This is a genomic window from Citrobacter sp. wls716, assembly GCF_005280975.1.
In the GTDB taxonomy this organism is placed as follows: Bacteria; Pseudomonadota; Gammaproteobacteria; order Enterobacterales; family Enterobacteriaceae; genus Citrobacter; species Citrobacter youngae.
Map to the genome: position 1 here is coordinate 24114 of NZ_SZWX01000011.1, position 20997 is coordinate 45110.

At 53.0% G+C, this 20997-nt stretch carries 11 protein-coding genes, 1 other RNA gene and 1 pseudogene; 9 read left to right on the forward strand and 4 right to left on the reverse strand.

Annotated features, from left to right (window positions below):
* Positions 1-428 precede the first annotated feature (428 nt).
* The 5 genes from FDX24_RS00250 to ssrA all read left to right on the forward strand — a co-directional run bounded on the left by FDX24_RS00250 (position 429) and on the right by ssrA (position 16652).
* The gene (locus tag FDX24_RS00250) at positions 429-11351 is read left to right on the forward strand and encodes a BapA/Bap/LapF family large adhesin (RefSeq protein WP_137363638.1); all 10923 of its coding nucleotides are present in this window, start codon (positions 429-431) and stop codon (positions 11349-11351) included.
* Positions 11352-11452: 101 nt separating this feature from the next.
* A complete protein-coding gene (locus tag FDX24_RS00255) occupies positions 11453-12862 on the forward strand; it encodes a TolC family outer membrane protein (RefSeq protein ID WP_048212944.1) in 1410 nt (469 codons plus the stop codon).
* Positions 12859-15045: a type I secretion system permease/ATPase gene (locus FDX24_RS00260; protein ID WP_137363639.1), complete on the forward strand. Its 2187-nt coding sequence runs from the start codon at positions 12859-12861 to the stop codon at positions 15043-15045. Before FDX24_RS00255 ends, FDX24_RS00260 begins: the two co-directional genes overlap by 4 nt.
* A 7-nt stretch (positions 15046-15052) precedes the next feature.
* A complete protein-coding gene (locus FDX24_RS00265) occupies positions 15053-16216 on the forward strand; it encodes an HlyD family efflux transporter periplasmic adaptor subunit (protein WP_137363659.1) in 1164 nt (387 codons plus the stop codon).
* 72 nt (positions 16217-16288) lie between these two features.
* Positions 16289-16652: a transfer-messenger RNA gene (gene ssrA / locus FDX24_RS00270) on the forward strand.
* A gap of 165 nt (positions 16653-16817) precedes the next feature.
* Here ssrA and FDX24_RS00275 read toward each other — a convergent pair.
* On the reverse strand, positions 16818-17579 hold the full coding sequence (locus FDX24_RS00275) for a BRO family protein (protein ID WP_065944645.1): 762 nt from the start codon (positions 17577-17579) through the stop codon (positions 16818-16820).
* 416 nt (positions 17580-17995) lie between these two features.
* Between FDX24_RS00275 and FDX24_RS00280 the strand changes: the two genes are divergently transcribed.
* From FDX24_RS00280 to FDX24_RS23375, 3 genes are read left to right on the forward strand one after another with little or no spacing between them, the layout of a single operon-like run.
* Positions 17996-18346 carry a helix-turn-helix domain-containing protein gene (locus FDX24_RS00280; RefSeq protein WP_065944644.1) on the forward strand — a complete coding sequence of 117 codons (351 nt, stop codon included), beginning with the start codon at positions 17996-17998 and terminating at the stop codon, positions 18344-18346.
* A complete protein-coding gene (locus FDX24_RS00285; RefSeq protein WP_232190549.1) occupies positions 18347-18886 on the forward strand; it encodes an ImmA/IrrE family metallo-endopeptidase in 540 nt (179 codons plus the stop codon).
* A complete protein-coding gene (locus FDX24_RS23375) occupies positions 18873-19034 on the forward strand; it encodes a hypothetical protein (protein ID WP_164972480.1) in 162 nt (53 codons plus the stop codon). The genes FDX24_RS00285 and FDX24_RS23375 overlap by 14 nt, the downstream gene beginning before the upstream one ends.
* 166 nt (positions 19035-19200) lie before the next feature.
* Here FDX24_RS23375 and FDX24_RS00290 read toward each other — a convergent pair.
* Positions 19201-19596: pseudogene (locus tag FDX24_RS00290) on the reverse strand (S24 family peptidase); the annotation flags it as partial.
* A gap of 72 nt (positions 19597-19668) precedes the next feature.
* Here FDX24_RS00290 and FDX24_RS00295 point away from each other — a divergent pair.
* On the forward strand, positions 19669-19911 hold the full coding sequence (locus FDX24_RS00295; RefSeq protein WP_115642623.1) for a DinI-like family protein: 243 nt from the start codon (positions 19669-19671) through the stop codon (positions 19909-19911).
* Positions 19912-19976: 65 nt separating this feature from the next.
* Here FDX24_RS00295 and FDX24_RS00300 read toward each other — a convergent pair whose 3' ends face one another.
* Positions 19977-20390: a tail fiber assembly protein gene (locus FDX24_RS00300; protein WP_137363641.1), complete on the reverse strand. Its 414-nt coding sequence runs from the start codon at positions 20388-20390 to the stop codon at positions 19977-19979.
* A gap of 3 nt (positions 20391-20393) precedes the next feature.
* The gene (locus tag FDX24_RS23570; RefSeq protein ID WP_252362796.1) at positions 20394-20987 is read right to left on the reverse strand and encodes a hypothetical protein; all 594 of its coding nucleotides are present in this window, start codon (positions 20985-20987) and stop codon (positions 20394-20396) included.
* Between the last annotated feature and the right edge of the window lie 10 nt (positions 20988-20997).

The following is a 20997-nucleotide window of genomic DNA, read 5'->3' on the forward strand; positions in this document are numbered from 1 at the left end:
AGCTTAATAAAATAAAACTTCAAGAGCGTATTGTTTATATTTTACGCCTCACCAATAACACTATTATTACTGGTGTTTATTAGATTTATAAAAAACCACAAAGAAGAAAAACAACATTATATACAGTGAGTTAGATTTCAACAACAACCAAAACACGTACTGGAAAGTATCCTTTTCAATTACCTCAATGTATTTTTAATATAGATAATTTGCGTAATACATCCTTTCTGACTATATCATCTAATACGAAAGAACTATTCAGACTCAGAGGCCCTGACGTATTCGAAAAACAAACTGATACCTGCGTGACCTAATCAATGAAACCACATGTGCAAACTCATCTATACGATGAACGGGCACCTGTCAGCTCATTCTCCCAACACGCTATTGTGGATTAATACTCTCGGCCTGCCATCAGGAGTGAATATATGCGTCTACTCGCCGTTGTATCAAAATTGACTGGTGTTTCCACAAATATTGAAGCTTCAGAAGTCACGCTCAATTCACCTTCCATCGTGAAGCTGTCTGTTTCTCGTGAAGAAATCAGTCAGCTTACCCGCGTAAATCAGGATCTGATTGTCACACTCCGCTCTGGTGAAACTATCACAATTAAAAACTTTTACGTTGGCAAAGGTGATGAACAAAGCCAGCTCGTACTTGAAGATAGCAACGGCGCACTATGGTGGGTTCAGGATACGGATGGCGCATTCCACTATCAGCATCTGGACGATCTCACCCCATTGATGGCGAGCGAAGGCAGTCATGAAGGAGGCGCAGTTTGGCCCTGGGTTCTTGGCGGGATCGCGGTCGCTGGCGGAGTTGGCCTCGCTGCAGGTGGCGGCGGTGGCGGTGGGGGGAGCGATAACAACGCCGGAAACGATAATGGTGGGAACGGCAATAGCAATGGCAATGGCAATGGCAATGGCAACGGCAATGGCAACGGCAACGGCAACAGCAACGGCGATGGTGGCGATCCGCCGACAACAACCCCTAACATGCCAGACGTGCCCGTTATTACCAGCGTGATCGATAATCAGGAGCTGATTACAGGCCCTGTCAATCAGCAGGAATCCACCAACGATAATACGCCTACTCTTCAGGGCACTGGCCCCGCAAATGCCACCTTACATATTTTTGATAACGGTGTCGAAATAGGACAGGTCACTATCGATGCCAACGGCAACTGGACGTTTACTCCATCTTCCCCGCTCGCGGAAGGCGCTCACCAGTTTACGGTCAGCGCATCAAACAATGCGGGCAGCAGCGCAATCTCAGACAGTTGGGTCATTACCGTCGATACCACCCCACCTGCCGCCGCAGTAATTTCTTCAGTGAACCTGGAAGGCACCATGGTGACGGGTAGTGCAGAGCCCGGAAGCACTGTCACCATCATTGGCAGTAACAACCAGGTTCTGGGTTCAGCAATCGTCGGTTCAGGCGGCACCTTCACTATTGGCATATCACCCTCGCAAACACATGGTGAAACGCTGACAGCAAAGACTCAGGATGAAGCAGGCAATATAGGGCCAGATACCTCATTCAGTGCCTCAAATTCCGGTTATCCAGGCGTCCCCGTGATTGTCAGCGTTATGGATGATGTCGCGCCCTCCGTTGGGTCATTGACCAACAATCAGTCCACTAATGATGCGACCCCAACGCTTTCCGGGACAGCTGACGCCAACAGTACGGTTAAAATTTACAATAACGGGGCATATATCGACAGCGTCGTCGCCGACAGCAACGGTAGTTGGGACTGGACCTCCAGCACAAACTTGCGGGACGGCTCATACGCCTTCACCGCTACGGCAACCAACCACCTGGGTACGGGGGGAATATCGACGGCATTCAATATCAATATCGATACTCAGCCGCCGTTATCACCAGACAATCTGAACGTATCTGCCGATGGTGCTGTCGTCACTGGTACGGCTGAACCCGGCAGTACCGTGACTATAACCGACAATAATAATCATTTAATCGGCAGTGGCGTTACCGGGCCAGATGGCTCGTTTACTATCACCATAAACCCACCACAAACCAATGGCGAAACCATAGCCGCTATCGCTACCGATCCAGCAGGAAACCCGAGTTTGCCAGAAACAGCACTCGCTCCCGATATCACCGCCCCGCTACCGCCCGCAAACCTGACAATCAATAACGCGGGCGATGAGGTTTCCGGCACGGCAGAGCCCAACAGTACCGTACATATTCTCAATCCTGGTGGCACTATCATTGGCACGACCACCGCTGATGCTGACGGAGATTTCACCGCCACACTGGTTCCGCCACAAACGAACGGCGAACATCTTGTCGCCAATGCAACGGATGCAGCAGGTAATACCAGTGATAACACAGCAGTCACCGCGCCAGACAGCACCGCCCCTGACGCACCGACAGGGGTAATTGTCGCCGGGGATGGTGGTTCAGTCAGTGGACATGCTGAAATCGGCAGCACTATCACCGTAAAAGACAGCAACGGGAATACGATTGGCGTGGGTCAGGCAGACAGCGGCGGTCACTTTGCCGTGTCGATCACCCCGTCACAAAACAATGGTGAAACGGTAAAAGTGACCGCAACGGACAGCGCAGGCAACGAAAGTCTGCCCGCTTCCGCGCTGGCTCCGGATATTACCGCGCCAGACCAACCGATTATTATTGCCGTCTTAGATGATGTTCCCGACGTCATCGGAAAAATTGATAACAACACGCTGACAAACGACGATAAACCGGAAATTAAGGGCACCGCCGAAGCGGGCTCGCAGGTAAAAATTTATGATAATGGCACCCTGCTAGCCACCGTTACCGCCGATATCAATGGTAACTGGGACTACACGCCGACCACCGCGCTGAGCCAGGGCGCACACGTGTTTACGGTTACGGCAACTGATGCCGCCAACAACACCAGTAGCGCCGCCAGCTGGAAAATCATTGTCGATAGCGTCGCGCCGACCGTCCCGGTTATTACTCTGATTAGCGATGACGTCGGAACCATCACCGGTAACATCGCGAATAACAACGGGGTAACCAACGACAACACGCCGACCCTCTCCGGGACCGGCGAGCCAGGCTCGCTGGTGAACCTGTATGATAATGGTTTGCTGATGACGGTGATGCTCATCGACAAGTCAGGTGCCTGGAGCTATACCGTCCCGGACAACAAGCAGCTTGCCGATCGCGACCATCATTTTACAGTATCCGCAACAGATGCCGCCGGTAACGTCGTCACCTCCCCCGTCACTGTCACCATTACCGTTGACACCCAGCCTCCTGGGGCTCCGGTTATTTCAGCCGCCACAGATGACATCGGCAATGCACCCGTTGACTTGCCTTCTGGTAGCCGTTCAAACGATAACCTGCCGTCACTGAAGGGGACCGGAGAAGTTGGCTCCACCATCACTATCTACGATGGTGCCACACCGATTGGAACGACCACCGTTGTGGCCGGAGGAAGCTGGAGTTTCCCGGTCACCCAGCCACTTAGTGAAGGCTCGCACACGTTGTCAGCTATCGCGACAGATGCGGCGGGTAACGCCAGTACCGCCGGAAGTTTCATGCTGACTGTCGATACAACACCACCCGCGGCCCCGATCATCACCTCAGCGGAAGGGCTTATTGGCATTGAAACTAAAGCACTGAGTAATGGCGGCAGCACGAAAAGCGACAACCCTAAACTGTCCGGAACAGGTGAGCCGGGTGCGACAATTACGATTTATGAGAATGGCGGTCTCGCCGGCATCACTACCGTACAGCCAGACGGCACCTGGACATTTACCCCGACCTCACTTGCCGATGGGCCGCATAAATTCACCGCCACGGCGACCGACGCGGCGGGCAACACAGGGATCCCATCGGCGGGCTTTACGCTGACGGTGGATAATCTGCCGCCAACGCAACCGCTCCCGCCCACCATTACGGACGACGTCAATCCGATAACCGGGGTCGTGACAAACGGCATGACTAACGACACCACGCCAACGTTCAGCGGCACGGGGAGTGTCGGCGATCTCATTACCCTCTATCTTAATGGCAACTCTTCGTCGCAGGGTACCGCAACGGTTGGGGCAGACGGTAGCTGGAGCTTTACACCATCAGTGCCACTTCCCCAGGATGTTTATCAGGTGACCATTACGGCGACCGATCCTGCTGGCAACGTCAGCCCGCCATCAGATGCCATCCTCCTGGAAATCGATACAACGCCCTCTGCCTCCCCTGTTATTCTTGCCGTCAATGATAATGTCGGTGGTTTCCAGGGCGATCTTGCACCTGGCGCAATAACAGATGATACGACGCCAACTATTCGCGGAACCGGCACTGACGGCGACACGATCACGCTGTACAACGGCAGTACGATTATCGGTACCACAACGGTGGTTGGCACCACCTGGAGTATTACTCCTGGGACGGCACTGGCAAACGGAAGTTATACGCTAACGGCCATTGCAACCGATGCGGCGGGGAACGCCAGTACCCCATCAAACAGCGTAGCGTTTACGGTTAGCAGCACCGTGCTGACCCTACCGCAGGTTACAGATATTGAAGATGACGCTGGCGTCATTATCGGTTCATTGACCAACGGTAGCGTCACGGATGATACCACCCCAACAATCAGCGGGACCGGTGCGCCGGGCAGTACGGTAGTCATTTTCGATGGCGGCAATCCCATTGCCGAAACCCTCGTTGCGGCGAATGGTAGCTGGAGTATTGAGATTACGCTGACGGGCGATGGCCCGCACACGCTGACGTTCGGCGCCAGGGATCCCGCGGGTAATTCCCTGGCGGCAGGAAACCCTGTGATGTTGATACTCGATACGCAGCCTCCTGCCGAGCCAATCGTCACCTATGTTGACCCGAACGGCACGCTGGTGAGCGGGACAGCCGAGCCGGGCAGTACCGTCATCATCAGAAATGGTACCACGGTACTGGGCCAGGGCATTGCGAACAGCGTTACAGGTGTCTACACCGTCACGATATCACCCGCACAAACTACAGGGCAGAATCTGAATGCAATCGCCCAGGATCAGGCGGGCAATAGCAGCGACCCTACGCCGTTTAACGCGGCCACTTCCAGTATTCCGCATCCGCCAACTCTCGAAATCATTGATGATGTCTCTCCCGTTACAGGAGTGATTGGCAACGGTAAATCCACCAATGACACCTCACCGCTGTTACAAGGAACCGCCACGGCAGGAGCAACGGTTACAATTTATCAGGATGGGAATGTAATCGCTACGGTCACCGCCGATGCCGTTTCCGGCGCATGGCGCTATCCATTATCCACTCCACTGACAAACGGCACGACCTACAATTTCACCGTATCGCAAACTGTAAACTCAGAACCCAGTGGGTTGTCGCCCAATTACGCCATCACTATCGATACTGCCGCCCCACAAGCACCCGCGATCACCAGTGTGATTGACGACGTGTTACCAGGTACAGGATCGTTAGATACCGGACAAATTACCAACGATGCACGCCCGACCTTCAATGGAACCGGCGAAGCGGGTGCGACTATCACCCTTTACGATAAAGGTATCGCGATTGGCACAACCACCGTGAGTGGCAGCGGATACTGGAGCTATACTCCGACAAATGGGTTGGGAGAAGGCGAGCATATCTTTACCGCACGCGCAACGGATGCGGCAGGCAACCAGGGCGATCCCTCCAACAGCTTCCGAATTATTGTCGATACGTTAATCCCAAGCGCGCCCTCTATTGTGACGGTAACGGACGACGTCGGTACCCCGCAATCCCTTACATCCGGACAGCTAACCAACGACAACACCCCAACGCTTGCTGGCGTCACCGAGGCCGATTCAGTGGTTACCATTCGCGATAATGGCGCGGTAATTGGCACAACCACCAGCGATGAAAACGGCAACTGGAGCTTTACACCGGCTCCAGCACTTAGTGAAGGCAATCATTCGTTAACCGCAACCGTCACGGATGGCGCTGGCAATATCAGTCCGGCAAGCCCACCTTTCGTTCTGGTAGTTGATACGCTGCCGCCCGCGGCGCCGAACATTACCTCGGTGATTGACGATCAACCCGGCAACACATCGCTGACTAACGGACAATTGACTAACGATGCACAACCCACGCTGAACGGCAAAGGAGAGATCGGCGCATCTATCACCATCCGCGATAAAGGCGTTGATATTGGTACAACCCAGGTTGATGAATCCGGCAACTGGAGCTTCACGCCGGATGCCCCACTGACTCAGGGGCAACACATCTTTACCGCCGTTGCCACCGACCAGGCGGGCAATATGGGTGGGGTATCTTCGTCCTTTACCCTCGAACTGGATTCTATCGCCCCACAGCCCCCCATCATTAGCACGGTGCTGGACAATACGGCGCCCACAACAGGCGCGATAACCAATGGGCAGACGACAAACGAAACACGTCCGGCACTGAGTGGCACGGGCGAAGTGGGAGCGACCATTACCGTTCTGAGCGATGGTCAACCCATTGGCACTACCACCGTGGGTGCGGGAGGTATCTGGAACTTTACCCCAACGGATGCTCTGAGCAACGGACCACATACATTGACCGTCACCGCGACCGACAGTGCAGGTAACACCAGCCTTGCGTCGAACGGCTTTGGGCTCATCGTCGATACCATATCGCCGGGTATACCCGTCATTTCTCAGGTCGCAGATGATGTCGGCCCGCTGACGGGCAATCTGAACAACGGCCAGGCCACAAATGATGCGCAACCCACGCTCAGTGGTACGGCAGAAGCCAATTCCACGATCAAAATTTATGACAATGGCACCTATCTCGGTACCGCTCCGGTAGACGCCAATGGAGCCTGGAACTTCACGCCAACAGCCGGACTTGGAAATGGTAACCATGCGCTCACGGTGACCGCCACGGATGCAGCCGGAAACGTCAGTCAGTCATCCGCCGCATTTAACATCATTGTGGATACCGTTGCCCCGCTTGCCCCCACCATTATCCAGGCCGTCGATGATGTACAGCCCGGCACCGGGACTCTGTCCAGTGGAGCCTGGACCAATGACACCCGTCCGCTGCTCAGTGGCTCAACGGAAGCGAATGCCCGGGTCGCGATTTACGATAACGGCACGCTGCTGGGGACGGTAACAGCCACAATAGATGGGACGTGGGAATATCTGCCATCCACACTGAGCAACGGCCAACATACATTCACTGCTATCGCCACCGACGCCGCAGGCAATATCGGTGCCACCTCAAGCGGATTTATTATTAATATCGATACGACCCCACCGCCAATCCCACAACTGATCTCGGTCATAGATGACATCGCAGGGGGAGTTTTCAATACAGCGCTGAACAATGGGCAGCTAACCAACGATGCCCGCCCAACGCTCAACGGTACCGCCGAAGCCGGTAGCACTGTCAGCATCTATGACGGGAACACTCTGCTTGGTACTGCGCTGGTGCAAAGCAATAATAGCTGGACATTTACTCCGACCACGCCGCTCGCGACCGGGTCCCATACCTTCACTGTGACCGCTACCGATGCGGCAGGTAATACCAGCGGCGCAACAGCAGGTTTTACCGTGGTGGTGGACACCACAGCCCCGGCACAGCCTTCAATAAGTAGCATTATTGATGATGTTGGCCCCAACACCGGTGCGATTGGCAGCAACCAGCCCACCAATGACTCACGCCCAACCCTGAACGGATCCACAGAGGCCAACGCGCGAGTCGATATTTATGATAATGGCAGTTTTGTTATCAGCGTAACGGCTGACAGCACCGGCAACTGGAGTTACACGCCGTCCACTGCTCTGGCTCAAGGGGCTCATTCTTTTACCATCACGGCGACAGATGCGGCGGGGAATACCAGTGGATTATCGTCTGCGGCAGCCATTGTGGTCGATACCATCGCACCCGGTGTTCCAACCGGGCTGGCGGTCAACGCCAATGGTACGGCGTTAACCGGCGTGGCCGAAGCGAACAGTACGGTCATTATCACCTCTGGTAGCGGAACGGTACTCGGCACCACGACAGCGAATGCTTCCGGTAACTTCACCTTTACCCTGAATCCACCGCAAATTAGTGGACAAACGCTGCTGGTTAGCGCACAGGACGCCGCAGGCAACATCGGTACGGCGGGTAACGTGCTGGCCCCGTTTACCGGCGTACCGCCTGCGCCAGTGATCTCCAGCGTATTCGATGATGTCGGCACTATCACGGGCCTGGTCACCGCCGGGAAAACCACGAATGATACCCGCCCAACACTGAGCGGAACTGCGCAGGCAAACGCCGTTATCAACCTGTATAACAACGGCACGTTGATGGGGAGCACAACCGCAGACGGGAATGGGATCTGGAGCTTTACCCCATCCGGTGCGCTCAGCGAAGGCAACCACGCGTTTACTGCCAACGCCACAAATGCCAACGGCTCGAGCGTTTTGTCTGGCTCGTTCAGCGTCATTGTGGATACCACGCCACCGCCACCTCCTACGATTTTGATCAGCGCCGATGGCGGAACAGTGAGCGGCATTGCCGAAGCCGGCAGTACGGTGACGATATCCCTGCCTGGCGGCACCAGCGTGACAGCGGTCGCCAACAGCAGTGGCGTCTACAGTGCCACCTTGCCTGTACGCCAGATTGAAGGTCAGTCGTTATCTGCAACGGCAACCGACGCGGCAGGTAACACGTCATCGCCTGCCAGCGTCATCGCGCCGGTACTCCCCCTGCTGGCTGAAGATAATGTCACCCGTTTGCCGCTACAGACTGACGTGACAATCAGCACTGAGCATCAAAGCGATTACGGTTTCCTGCTGGTGAACGCACTGGGTAATGTCGCCAATGTGCTGGGTAACGACACGGCAAGTGTTAATTTCAGCATCCAGTCTGGCGGTAGTGGCTCCATCACCATTAACGCCGCGGCGACCGGCATTGTGCTGTCACTATTAAGCTCAATGGAGATTGTTATCCAGCGCTATGACTCCTTGCTCAACACCTGGATAACCGTGGTCGATACCTCAAAACCCAATTTTGCCAGTTTGCTGACCATCGGAGCCTCTGGAGTGACGCTCAATTATGATGGGCTGACAGGCGGGGATTATCGCGTGGTCAGCTTCAACACTAACCTGCTGGCGACTGGCGCATACACCAGCCTGGACGTTGCCGTGGTGAAAACCAACGGCGGAACCATCACTGGGGGGACCACAGAATCCGGTAACATCATCACCGATACCGATCCAACTAACGGTCAAGATAACGCCCCTTCCGGCACGCTGGTCACCGCTATCACTGACGGTAACGGCAACGTCGTGAACGTCCCGGCGGGCGGCATTGATGTGCAGGGGAAATACGGCATTCTGCATATCAATCAGAATGGTAGCTACACCTATACCCTGACCAATACGTCAATCTCAGTGTATGGCCGTTCCGAAAGTTTCACTTACACGCTAACGCATGGTAGCGATCACTCCTCGGCAAAACTGGTGGTCACGCTGGGTCAGGCCCCGACCACCAGTACGGTAACGGCGGCAGACGATGTGGCTGCGCTGACTTACGGGACGCAGGTCATCGCAGTCGACAACCATCCATCACAACAAACCGGCTTCACGCTCGCCAGTGTTGGTTTGGGACAATTGCTGGATGTCAGCCTGGTCAACGGTTTGACCAACCCGATTAAATTCAACGTTGATGACGGCGCGACCCGAACGATAACGGTTCAGGCCAGCGTACTTGGCGTAACGCTGGGCGGCTTTGATCTCTATGTCTACCGCTTCAACGAGTCTATTCAGCAGTATGAGCAGTACCGGGTACAACCGAACTGGGTAACCGCCCTACTGAGCGGCAATTCACCGGCGTATACCATTACGCTGCCGGGCGGTGACTATCTGTTCCTGCTTAACGCTTCCGGCGGCCTGACGCTGCTGACCAGCTATACCCTGAATATTCAGGCCGATCACACCTACGCCGTCGACAGCCTGAGTGCGGCAACCAATGGAAATCTGCTGGCCAACGACTCGGCTCCGGCTAATACCGTTATCACCGAAGTGAACGGTGTCGCCGTTAACGCAACGGGCACTACCACCATTAACGGGCAGTACGGCACGCTGACTATTGATGCAAAAGGGAACTACACCTACACGCTGAAAAGCGGACTGGGTGCAGACGGTATCAGCACACCGGACAGTTTCGTCTATACGGTCAAAGCCCCCAATGGCGATACAGGAAGCGCCTCGCTGAACATTACGGCGACCCCGCAAGCGCTGGACGCAGTAAATGACGTCAGCAGCATGATGGCTGTAAGTACCATTCAGGACTCTGCGGCATATGGAAGTGGCGCGCTGGGCACCGCGACAATTCCGACGCTGGGGAGCAAAGCAACCGGTACAGGTTCGTTTGATATCGCAACAAATGACGTACTGAAAGGTGCCACGCTCAACTTTAGCATCGGCACACTTATCACCGTCGGTACGCTGGGCGTAACCTGGACAATCACCGGTCCTGACGGATTCTCGCTTTCTGGCTCTGTACCCGCCAGCTCTATCAGCCTGTTAGGCAGTTCAATTGCCGTCTCGCTGGGTAATGCTGAGCTAGCCGCTGGTCATTACAGCATCAGCTTCACAGGAACAATGGGGGGACTGGCCGTTGGCAACGTCAGCATTACGCCAAACGTCACGGGTACGACATGGCACCTCAATACCTGGGACGTTAACACCACGACGGTGAATGGCAATATTTTTGATGGCAGTGATGCCGCTGGCGCGCACGATCAGCTCTCAACCGTCCATACCCAGCTCACTGTCACCGGTTTTAACGGCAGTACCGCCACCCTCAATCCGGCCGGCAGCGCCAGTAGCGCAACCATTCAGGGTCATTATGGTTCACTGACCATGAACCTGGATGGTTCATACATCTACACGCTGAAGCCGGGTACAACCGTAGCGTCGATAATCAGCAAAGAGACCTTTACCTATACGCTGAACGACCAAAACGGGCACACGGACACCGCTACGCTGACCATCAATATGAACCCGCAGATGGCAAGCACCGCACAGCATGACGTGATCACCGGATCGGTCTACGGCGATACGCTGATTTATCACCTGCTCAATGCCAACGACGCTACCGGCGGTAACGGGACTGCGGACAACTGGACCAACTTTTCACTGGCTCAGGGCGACAAAATCGACATCGGCGACCTGCTGGTAGGCTGGAACGGACAAAATGCCACGCTCGGCAACTACCTCACAGTGACCACCAGCGGTAACAACACCATCGTGTCCATTGATCGCGACGGTACAGGCAACACGTACCACACCACTAACCTCGTAACGCTGGAGAACGTACACACCACGCTCGATGAGCTGATCCAACAAAATCACATTGTGACCTGAAACGAACGCCATACCGCTATAACGATATAACAACAGCCCCGGATGCCATGACGTCCGGGGCAATAACAATCGTCACTGCCCTATTTTGCAAGGGATAAACTATGAGAAATGTCGCCCCTGTTGCTGTACTGCTGGCATTAACGTTTTGTTCCGTTCGTGCGAATGCCGAAGATGAACCGCAAATTATTACGCCGGAAGGGCTGGCAACCAGTCAGATGCTTCCCTCTCTGGATGGTTCTGTGGCCGATCTACCGCTAAGCGTTGCCGCTCCCGGAAGCCTGACGCTTAACGACGCGGTGAGTCGCGCCGTGAGCTGGCATCCTTCTATTCGTGAATCCATTGGCAAACTGCTCTCGCAAAATGAGCAGATAGACGTGGCGAAAGCGAAATATTACCCGCAAGTTACAGCCGGAATGAACAACGGCTACAGCAATACCTACACTGACCATGGCTTCAGCCCTGCACTGGTCATTTCGGTGTCACAAATGCTGTATGACTTCGGCAAAGTCGCCAGCCAGGTGCGCGCCGAAACCGCCGGTTCAGCGCAGCAACAGGCAAACGTGTTACTCAGCATCGATACTGTCGCTCACGCTACCGCCAATGCCATCGTCCAGGTTCAGACATGGCAACAGATGGTGGATGCCGCCGAAGAGCAACTGGTCGCGCTAAACGGTATTGGTCGACTGACCAGAGAACGTAATGATGAAGGGGCGACCTCGCTGTCAGACGTAGTGCAAACCGATGCGCGTATCGAGTCCGCACGTTCTCAACTGGCGCAATATCAGGCCAATCTCGACAGTAGCAAAGCGACATTGATGAGCTATCTCGGCTGGAACTCGCTTAACGGCATCAGCAATGAGTTTCCGGTAAAACTGGACAGCAGTTGCGATGTGGTAAAACCGGAGGATAAGTTAGTTCCTGCAGTGCTGGCGGCCTGGGCGCAGGCGAACGTCGCGCAGGCCAACCTCGATTACGCCAACGCACAGATGACGCCAACCATTTCCCTGGAGCCATCTGTTCAGCACTATCTCAACGACAAATACCCCAGCCATGAGGTGCTCGACAAAACGCAGTACTCAGCGTGGGTAAAAGTCGAAATGCCGCTGTATCAGGGAGGCGGGCTCACCGCCCGACGCAACGCCGCCAGCCACGCGGTAGAGTCCGCACAGTACTCTATTCAGCGCACCCGACTCGAAGTACGACAGAAATTACTGGAATCCCGCAGCCAGGCAATGAGTCTCGCGACTGCATTGCAGATCCTGCGCCGCCAGCAGCGGCTGAGCGAACAAACGCGCGAGCTGTATCAACAGCAGTATCTGGATCTCGGCTCACGCCCATTACTTGATGTTCTTAACGCCGAACAGGAGGTGTACCAGGCCCGTTTTGCCGAACTCCAGACCCAAAGCCAGCTTCGCCAGCTACAACTGAACTGCCTCTACAACACCGGATCGTTGCGCCAGGCGTTCGCCTTAAATAACCGCAGCATTCAATCGGTGGAGATCCAGCTATGAGCGACGTCGAGCCTGTTGTTGAAGATGCTATTGGCGAACCCGCCCTGAGCCAGTGGGCGCAGGCAATGACGCATATTGCCAGCCACTATCGCGTTGCCTGTTCGCCTGGTGCTATTCAGGCTAACGCCCCATGGTTTGAGGGGAAAAGCAAAACCCTTGCTTTGACGCAATTAGCGCGCCAGGCGGGACTTTCCTTTCATACGCTGGATACCGCAAAGCAGGTACTTAACCAATGGCGTTTACCGGTGGTGGCGGAACTGCACGACGGCCAAATCATGGTGATCGAACATTTTAACGGTGAAGATGCCCTGGATGTTTTTATCATCGCCGACGAGGGACAACGCAACCGGCTGGCAGTGGCTGAGCTTCTGCCAGAAATCCATACTATCACCGCACTGCGCCCGTTATCGGCGTTAAAAGACGGTCGGGTTGATCGCTATATTTCGCGCTTTAGACCCGACTGGATACGCGAGCTGGTTTTACAAGATATCCGCCCTTACCTGCCGGTCATGATTGCCGCCTTTCTGATTAACGTCCTGTCGCTCGCCGGGATTATTTTTTCGATGCAGGTCTATGACCGGGTGATCCCCGCCCAGTCTTATCCAACGCTGTATGTTCTCTCTACCGGTGTTCTGGTCGCGGTGCTGTTTGGCTTTTTGCTGCGCGAAGCGCGTACCCACATAATGGACCTGCTCGGCAAACGCGCCGATATGCGCATTTCCGATCGCGTGTTTAGCCACGCATTGCGGCTGCGCAACAGCGCCGTCCCCCGCTCAACGGGGAGCTTTATTTCTCAACTGCGCGAGCTGGAACAGGTTCGTGAGATGATCACCTCTTCGACCATGTCGACCATTGTCGATCTGCCGTTTTTCTTTCTGTTTATCGTGGTGCTGGCATTTATCGCCCCACCGCTGGCGTGGATTGCACCTGTCGCGGCCCTGCTGATGATCCTGCCTGGCTTACTGTTACAGAAGAAGCTGGCGGTGCTCGCCAACCAGGCTGCCCATGAATCCACTCTGCGCAACGCGGTGCTGGTCGAGAGTGTTCAGGGGCTGGAAGACATCAAGCTGATGCAGGCGGAAAACCGCTTTTTACAGCAATGGAACAGCTATATCCGCATTACAGGAGAGTCCGGGCTGCGCACGCGCAGGCTGACTCAGGGGCTGATCGGCTGGGGGATGTCAGTACAAAGCCTGGTTTACGCCGCCATCATTATGTTTGGTGCGCCGATGGTTATTGAAGGCACGATGACCACCGGCGCCGTGGTGGCGGCTTCAATGCTCGGTTCCAGAATGATCGCCCCGATGGCTAACCTGTGTGGTGTGCTGGCCCGCTGGCAGCAGGTCAAAGCAGCCAAAATGGGGCTGGACAGCATTATGCAACTTCCCACCGAGACGCAGCACGATGAAGACCGGGTACACCAGGAGATTTTTCACGGCCATTATCTGTTTGAGAACGCACACTTTCGCTACCACAGCGACGATCAGCGCGTTCCACTGCGCATCTCGCGTCTGGAGGTCATGCCCGGCGAACGGGTGGCGATCCTCGGGCGTAACGGCGCCGGAAAATCAACTCTGCTTCAGGCCATGGCGGGTGGCGTGGAGATTATCCAGGGCGATGTCCGGCTCGATAACCTGAGCCTGGCGCAGATCGATATGGCCGATTTACGTCGCAACATCGGTTTCCTCAGCCAGAATGCGCGGCTGTTTTTCGGCACCCTGCGCGAGAACCTGACTCTCGGCGCACCGCATGCCAGCGACGCGCAGATCTTCGACGCGCTGGAGGTCAGCGGCGCGGCGGCTTTCGTTAAACAGCTCGCCAAAGGGCTGGCGCACCCCATTATGGAAGGCGGCAACGGTCTGTCCGGCGGCCAACGGCAGTCGATCCTGCTGGCAAGAATGCTGCTACGCTCACCCAATATTGTGCTGCTCGACGAACCCAGCGCCTCTCTGGATGAACACACCGAACGGGAGTTTATTCAGCGTCTGAACCTGTGGCTGGGCAACCGCACATTGATTGTTGCAACCCATCGCGTACCGGTTCTGGAACTGGTCGAACGCGTGGTGGTGCTCAAAGAAGGTCAACTGGTCATGGATGCCCCGAAAGCGCAGGCGTTGAATGCGAGCCGGGCACCAGCCCCAACTCACGGTCGGGAGTGGAAAAATGAAAACCAATCCGCATGACGTCGCCATGGACGATCTCGATATCCGCCGGGAACACCGTTTTTCCGGCGCCAGTCGCATTATCCTGCTCAGCACGCTGCTGTTTGCAGTCCTGGGGATCTGGGCATATTTCGGCAAGCTGGATGAAGTCTCGACGGGCAGCGGGAAAGTGATCCCCAGCTCGCGCGAACAGGTATTGCAGTCGCTTGACGGAGGGATCCTCGCCGAACTCAGCGTGCACGAAGGAGATAAAGTTCAGGCCAACCAGATTGTCGCCCGCCTCGACCCAACGCGTTCGGAGTCCAACGTGGGTGAAAGCGCCGCCCGCTATCGCGCATCTTTAGCGTCAAGCGCCAGACTGAATGCCGAAGTCAACGATTTGCCGCTAACGTTCCCCAGCTCGCTGCAGGCCTGGCCGGATCTTATCGCCTCTGAAACGCGTCTGTATAAAAGCCGTCGCGCGCAGCTTGCTGATTCTATGGCGGAACTACAGGATGCGCTGGTCTCGGTAAATAAAGAACTGGCCATTACTCAGCGGCTGGAGAAAAGCGGTGCCGCCAGCCACGTAGAAGTGCTGCGCCTGCAACGACAAAAAAGCGATCTTGGACTCAAAATAACCGATCTGCGCTCGCAATATTACGTGCAGGCGCGTGAAGCGCTGTCGAAGGCCAACGCCGAGGTAGATATGCTGGCGGCTATCTTAAAAGGTCGCGAAGACTCCGTCACCCGCCTGACCGTTCGCGCCCCGATGCGCGGTATCGTAAAAAACATCCAGGTCACCACAATTGGCGGCGTGATCCCTCCTAACGGTGAAATGATGGAGATTGTCCCGGTAGACGATCATTTACTGATTGAAACCCGCCTGTCACCGCGCGATATCGCGTTTATCCACCCCGGACAGCGGGCGCTGGTGAAGATTACTGCCTATGACTACGCCATTTACGGAGGGCTGGAGGGCGTGGTCGAAACCATCTCCCCGGACACCATTCAGGACAAAGTGAAACCGGAAATTTTCTACTACCGCGTGTTTATCCGTACCCATCAGGACTTCTTGCAGAACAAGCTGGGACGCCATTTTTCTATCGTACCGGGCATGATTGCCACTGTGGATATAAAAACAGGTGAAAAAACCATCGTCGACTATTTAATCAAACCATTTAATCGTGCAAAAGAAGCACTGCGCGAGCGGTAAATCCTTGCGGTTAAAGGGTTGTGGGGGCTGGTCACGCGTGTCACAAGTCTGTTATACTTGTTCTAACACATTGGGGCTGATTCTGGATTCGACGGGATTCGCGAAACCCAAGGTGCATGCCGAGGGGCGGTTGGCCTCGTAAAAAGCCGCAAAAAAATAGTCGCAAACGACGAAAACTACGCTTTAGCAGCTTAATAACCTGCTCTGAGCCCTCTCTCCCTAGCTTCCGCTCTTAAGACGGGGATCAAAGAGAGGTCAAACCCAAAAGAGATCGCGTGGATGCCCTGCCTGGGGTTGAAGCGTTAAAACTAATCAGGCTAGTCTGGTAGTGGCGTGTCTGTCCGCAGGTGCCAGGCGAATGTAAAGACTGACTAAGCATGTAGTACCGAGGATGTAGGAATTTCGGACGCGGGTTCAACTCCCGCCAGCTCCACCAATCATGATTGGACAGTGATAGGACATCACTAGCAATAACAGGAAGTTAGCAGTCTCAGTTGGACACCGTCCAGACGGTGAGGGGACAAAAAAGGATACGCAAAGGAGCCGCGGCTCCCGAGTGACAAAAAGGCCCGCTGACGCGGGCCTTTTTGTATTCATTAGCTCAAAGTCGAATTCTTGCCTCGATAACTTTTTGATACAGTGTGATTGCTTCATCAACCAGGGCCAATGGATAGCAAGTGTTGATATTAATCCCTGAAGGGCATTTAATCTTCTCGGCACCAGTTTCGCTACGTAGTTTCTCACACCACTGCCAGATCTCCTCGACAGAGTATCCCTCAAGGCCAAGTTCTAACAGGCGTTGCGGAACACTCCTGAATTTTGATAAATCCCTTAAACTTTCTAACGAGTTAACTTTTAGTTCAACCTGGTTTACCCGGCTCTCGAGTTCTTCACGCCTTTCAATCTCCATCACTAAAGCTTGAACTGTTTGCTGAAGACTATTTGCGAAAGCACTCAGTTCCGAACGTTCCTGCTTAGGAGGGGGCGGATAAACACCAAACTCGCGAATTGAGGGCAGAACACTATGAAAGAGCCAGCGCTGGAATTTTTTCCCTGCTGCCGTCGTATCTTGAGCAAGGACCCTGTATAAACCTGGCTCAGTGAGGAAAGTTTCAGAAATTGTCTCGCCATCTACAATAAGAGGAACGTTTCTGAATTCATCTGGATCTAGCGTCTTAATTACTGCTTTAAGAACAGTGATAAGACTTTGGGATGTTTTACCATCAAGCTTTCTGTTTTCTGCTGAAAGAGTCTTCAAAACGTCCGAGAGTGAAACAAAAAGCTGTCCTTTTTCGTTCATACTACGAATGTAATTTTCGCCACACTCCCCTTCGTAGCAAAGTTGTAACAAGTTTTTTTGCACGCTACCCCTCCTTAGTTTTTTTTGATTATACCGTCGGCAGCAAAATTGTCATGGGTATAGTAATAAGTCGCATTTTCCTACAAAACTGAAAAATCGAATACTTAGGATGAATTCCACCCAACCCCGAACAGTTCAAAAAACAATCACATTCACATCGCCAACCTCTCCGTTCTTCTTCCCCAGAACTGCTGTAAACACAATGCATGGTTCTGAAAGATAGTGGTTGATAGTGAACTATATACAGGCACAAAAACCAACGTACATACAATATATAGTTATTTTTGGTTAAGCATTGCACTTTGAGAAAAAAATTTGTAAATTAAGTGCACACGTTGAGCTTAAAAATTTCTACAGATTTTGTTGATTTTGGGTTTGGCTTTCAGTATAAAGTAAGCAGGACTTGTAGGAGGCACAACATGGTAACTAGCTTTGGTAAAGCTCTCAGAAAACTGAGAATAGACCGGGGTATGGTACTCAAGAATATGGCTGATATGTTGGGGGTGAGCTCAGCTTACTTGTCAGCCATTGAATTAGGTAAGCGAGCCATACCTGACTCATTAGTAAATTCAGTAGCTGCTGCATTCGGATTAAGTGGTCAAGAAGCCAGCGACCTTAGGAAACAGGCTGAGATTTCTCAACCATCACTGAAAGTCGATATGTCCGATGCAGAGGATCAGAATAAAGAATTGATGCTTGTCTTTGCCCGTAAGTTCAAAGATCTGAGTCCTGAACAGCTTGATAAACTCAACAAAATGTTAAAGGACTAGATGATGACTATTGCGAAACGAGAACTTGGCCATCGCGTTTCACCTCTCAGCAATGACATGATTAAATCTTATGCGCAGCGTTTGAGGGATGTTCTTCAGATATCGAATCATACATATCTGAGACTGGATGTATTGCTAGAAGGTCTTATGGCCTCAGAAAGCATCGACCTTGAAATTGTGGAAGATCACGAGTTGCCTAAACGGTACGCAGTAACTTACCCAGACAAAAACAAGATTGTTTTGCAACAGTCTGTTTATGATGCCCTCTGTTGTGGAGAAAATCATGCACGATTTACTGTTGCACACGAAATTGGTCATCTGATTATGCACCGCAATCAAGGAGCATACGCTCGTAGTAAGAGCAATGGTGGACACAAAATTTATGAGGACAGTGAGTGGCAAGCAGATGTCTTTGCCAGCCATTTCCTTATAGATGCAAGATTAGTCTCTCCAGCGATGAATGCTGAGGACGTTAGCATAACATTCGGGGTTAGCTTGCAGGCAGCTGAAACGTGGATGAGAAAAAATGTTAAAAGATAACGAAAAAGCCAGCGAACCGCTGTCGCTGGCTTCTCCTATCGTAAGCGAATACGAAAAACTTGGCGGTTGTGAGTATACGCTTACCTTAGGTTTTGTCAACAGCGAAACTTTAAAGGTACCTATACATGAGTATTACAAACGCCAGTAACGAAGAGTATATCACTATTTATCGCCCTTTTATTACTGTAAAGGGTAAGCGAATCTTCGCTCATCAGAAAGGTCTTTCAGCCTTTCCGATCAAGATTCCAGTTTCTAAGTATCGTGGTTAATCTTCATTAAGCAAAGGCCCTGGTTTCCCCCAGGGCCTTTTTTTATTATATAGCAGGACAATCATCAAACTCCGCATTCCTGGCATCATTAATGATGTACGTGATGACCCCGAATATAGCGGGTGCAGAACTGTAACCGCCATCATCTACTGGCAGCGCCTCCCTTCTCCCGTTTTCCAGATTTATCAGGTGGGGCTGAGGGTGAGTCCGATATCGCTTGATCCTGAATTCCCCGTCTATCGCACATATCAGCAGCGAGCCATCACAAGCAGTAAGTGACGCATCCACAACCAGCAGCGCTCCCTGGAGTATTCCTTCCCTGAAATGTGAACGTGATGCCCGCATGAAATAAGTCGCTGCGGGGTGCCTGATGAGTTGCTGATCGAGGGAAATCCTTTTTTCAACATAATCAGCCGCAGGTGAAGGAAAGCCCATGTTTACGCCCTCTCTTGAATACCGGATAAAAACACAGTATAAATACTGTATATCCATCCAGTAAAGAGGCAATAATCAATGTTCGTGGAACTCGTTTATGACAAAAGGAATTTTGATGGTCTTCCCGGTGCAAAAGACATCATTCTGGGCGAACTGAGTAAGAGGGTTCACCGGATTTTCCCCGATGCTGATGTCCGGGTTAAACCGATGATGACGCTGCCGGCGATCAACACTGACGCCAGCAAACATGAGAAAGAACAGATAAGTCGGACTGTTCAGGAAATGTTTGAAGAGGCTGAGTTCTGGTTAGTCAGTGAATAAAATTCTGTCCGCTACAGCTTGATTGTAAAAACGTGCTGTAGCGGGATCATGACACACTGGGCATGTTAACTGGCTTGTTCCCCCGGAGGCGTAGGCCAGACAGGTTTTGACGTATCAACCCGCATCAAATCAAGCCGGTAGTCCTGCCAGTTTATCAGGTCGGCGGCCTCTTCAGCCGTCGCTTTGCCTGCATCGACCGCGTACTGTAGAGGTCCAATTCGATTGGTTGCCTCTGACAACAGTGACTGTTTTTTGGATTCAGCAAACCACCGCTGCTCTTCTTCAGTTAATTCCGGGACATAATCTGCGGATGGGATGATCACTGGCATCCCATCACTTCCCGGCCTAATTACGCCACCTATGTTCTGGGCGCTAATTAACTCAGTTCGGAGCGACTCAGCAATTTCGACCGCATCTGCAGGAAGAGTCTGGTTATCATCATAAAAACCGTTTTGGCTGGCACTGTAAAAAACTTTCATCAATTATCTCCCGGTTGCGAACCAGTTAAATCCGATTGCCATTGGTGCCGGTATGTTTCCTGCGTTCGCACCAGTTATATAAATACGCACACCAGTTAACGTTGGAGTCCCGACTGTAACGATATAGTTTGATGGAGTGCCCGCCGTCGCGGTTGCTATAACATTAAGGTTATCTGTAGCTGTGTACGCTTTCGGGAAAACGATATCGACAATTCCTGAGCTGTTAGTTCCCCCTGAACCATGCGCAAAGAGGTGCTGTCCCGCACCCAAGTTCTGGTATTGAGGAAAACTTCCAAAACCAAGGTTTGAGAGAGCCTCTGCAATTGCTGCAGCTCCGTCTGCCTTAATATCTGCAAAAGGATGTGCACGGCTTAACAGCAGCGCCTTCATGGCAGTAAGTAACTGGTTATGTTTTGATTTATCCAGATTAACGCCGGTTGCTTCTACAACTCCCGCTAGTTCTTCCTGCAACATATCAAAATAATCGTTATCAAGATCTGTGGCCGGGGTTCCTGTCTGGGGGTTACCAGCAGTAAAGCCGTTCTTGCCCGCGCCGAATTTATCTTTCTGCGCAGTAGGTGTGTCAATACGATGCATAATGTCTCCG

Excerpts from the sequence above, each read along its gene's own strand:
- FDX24_RS00250 (WP_137363638.1), top strand. The coding sequence starts at position 429 with ATGCGTCTACTCGCCGTTGTATCAAAATTGACTGGTGTTTCCACAAAT.
- FDX24_RS00255 (WP_048212944.1), top strand. The coding sequence starts at position 11,453 with ATGAGAAATGTCGCCCCTGTTGCTGTACTGCTGGCATTAACGTTTTGT.
- FDX24_RS00260 (WP_137363639.1), top strand. The coding sequence starts at position 12,859 with ATGAGCGACGTCGAGCCTGTTGTTGAAGATGCTATTGGCGAACCCGCC.
- FDX24_RS00265 (WP_137363659.1), top strand. The coding sequence starts at position 15,053 with ATGGACGATCTCGATATCCGCCGGGAACACCGTTTTTCCGGCGCCAGT.
- FDX24_RS00280 (WP_065944644.1), top strand. The coding sequence starts at position 17,996 with ATGGTAACTAGCTTTGGTAAAGCTCTCAGAAAACTGAGAATAGACCGG.
- FDX24_RS00285 (WP_232190549.1), top strand. The coding sequence starts at position 18,347 with ATGATGACTATTGCGAAACGAGAACTTGGCCATCGCGTTTCACCTCTC.
- FDX24_RS23375 (WP_164972480.1), top strand. The coding sequence starts at position 18,873 with ATGTTAAAAGATAACGAAAAAGCCAGCGAACCGCTGTCGCTGGCTTCT.
- FDX24_RS00295 (WP_115642623.1), top strand. The coding sequence starts at position 19,669 with ATGTTCGTGGAACTCGTTTATGACAAAAGGAATTTTGATGGTCTTCCC.
- FDX24_RS00300 (WP_137363641.1), bottom strand. The coding sequence starts at position 20,390 with ATGAAAGTTTTTTACAGTGCCAGCCAAAACGGTTTTTATGATGATAAC.
- FDX24_RS23570 (WP_252362796.1), bottom strand. The coding sequence starts at position 20,987 with ATGCATCGTATTGACACACCTACTGCGCAGAAAGATAAATTCGGCGCG.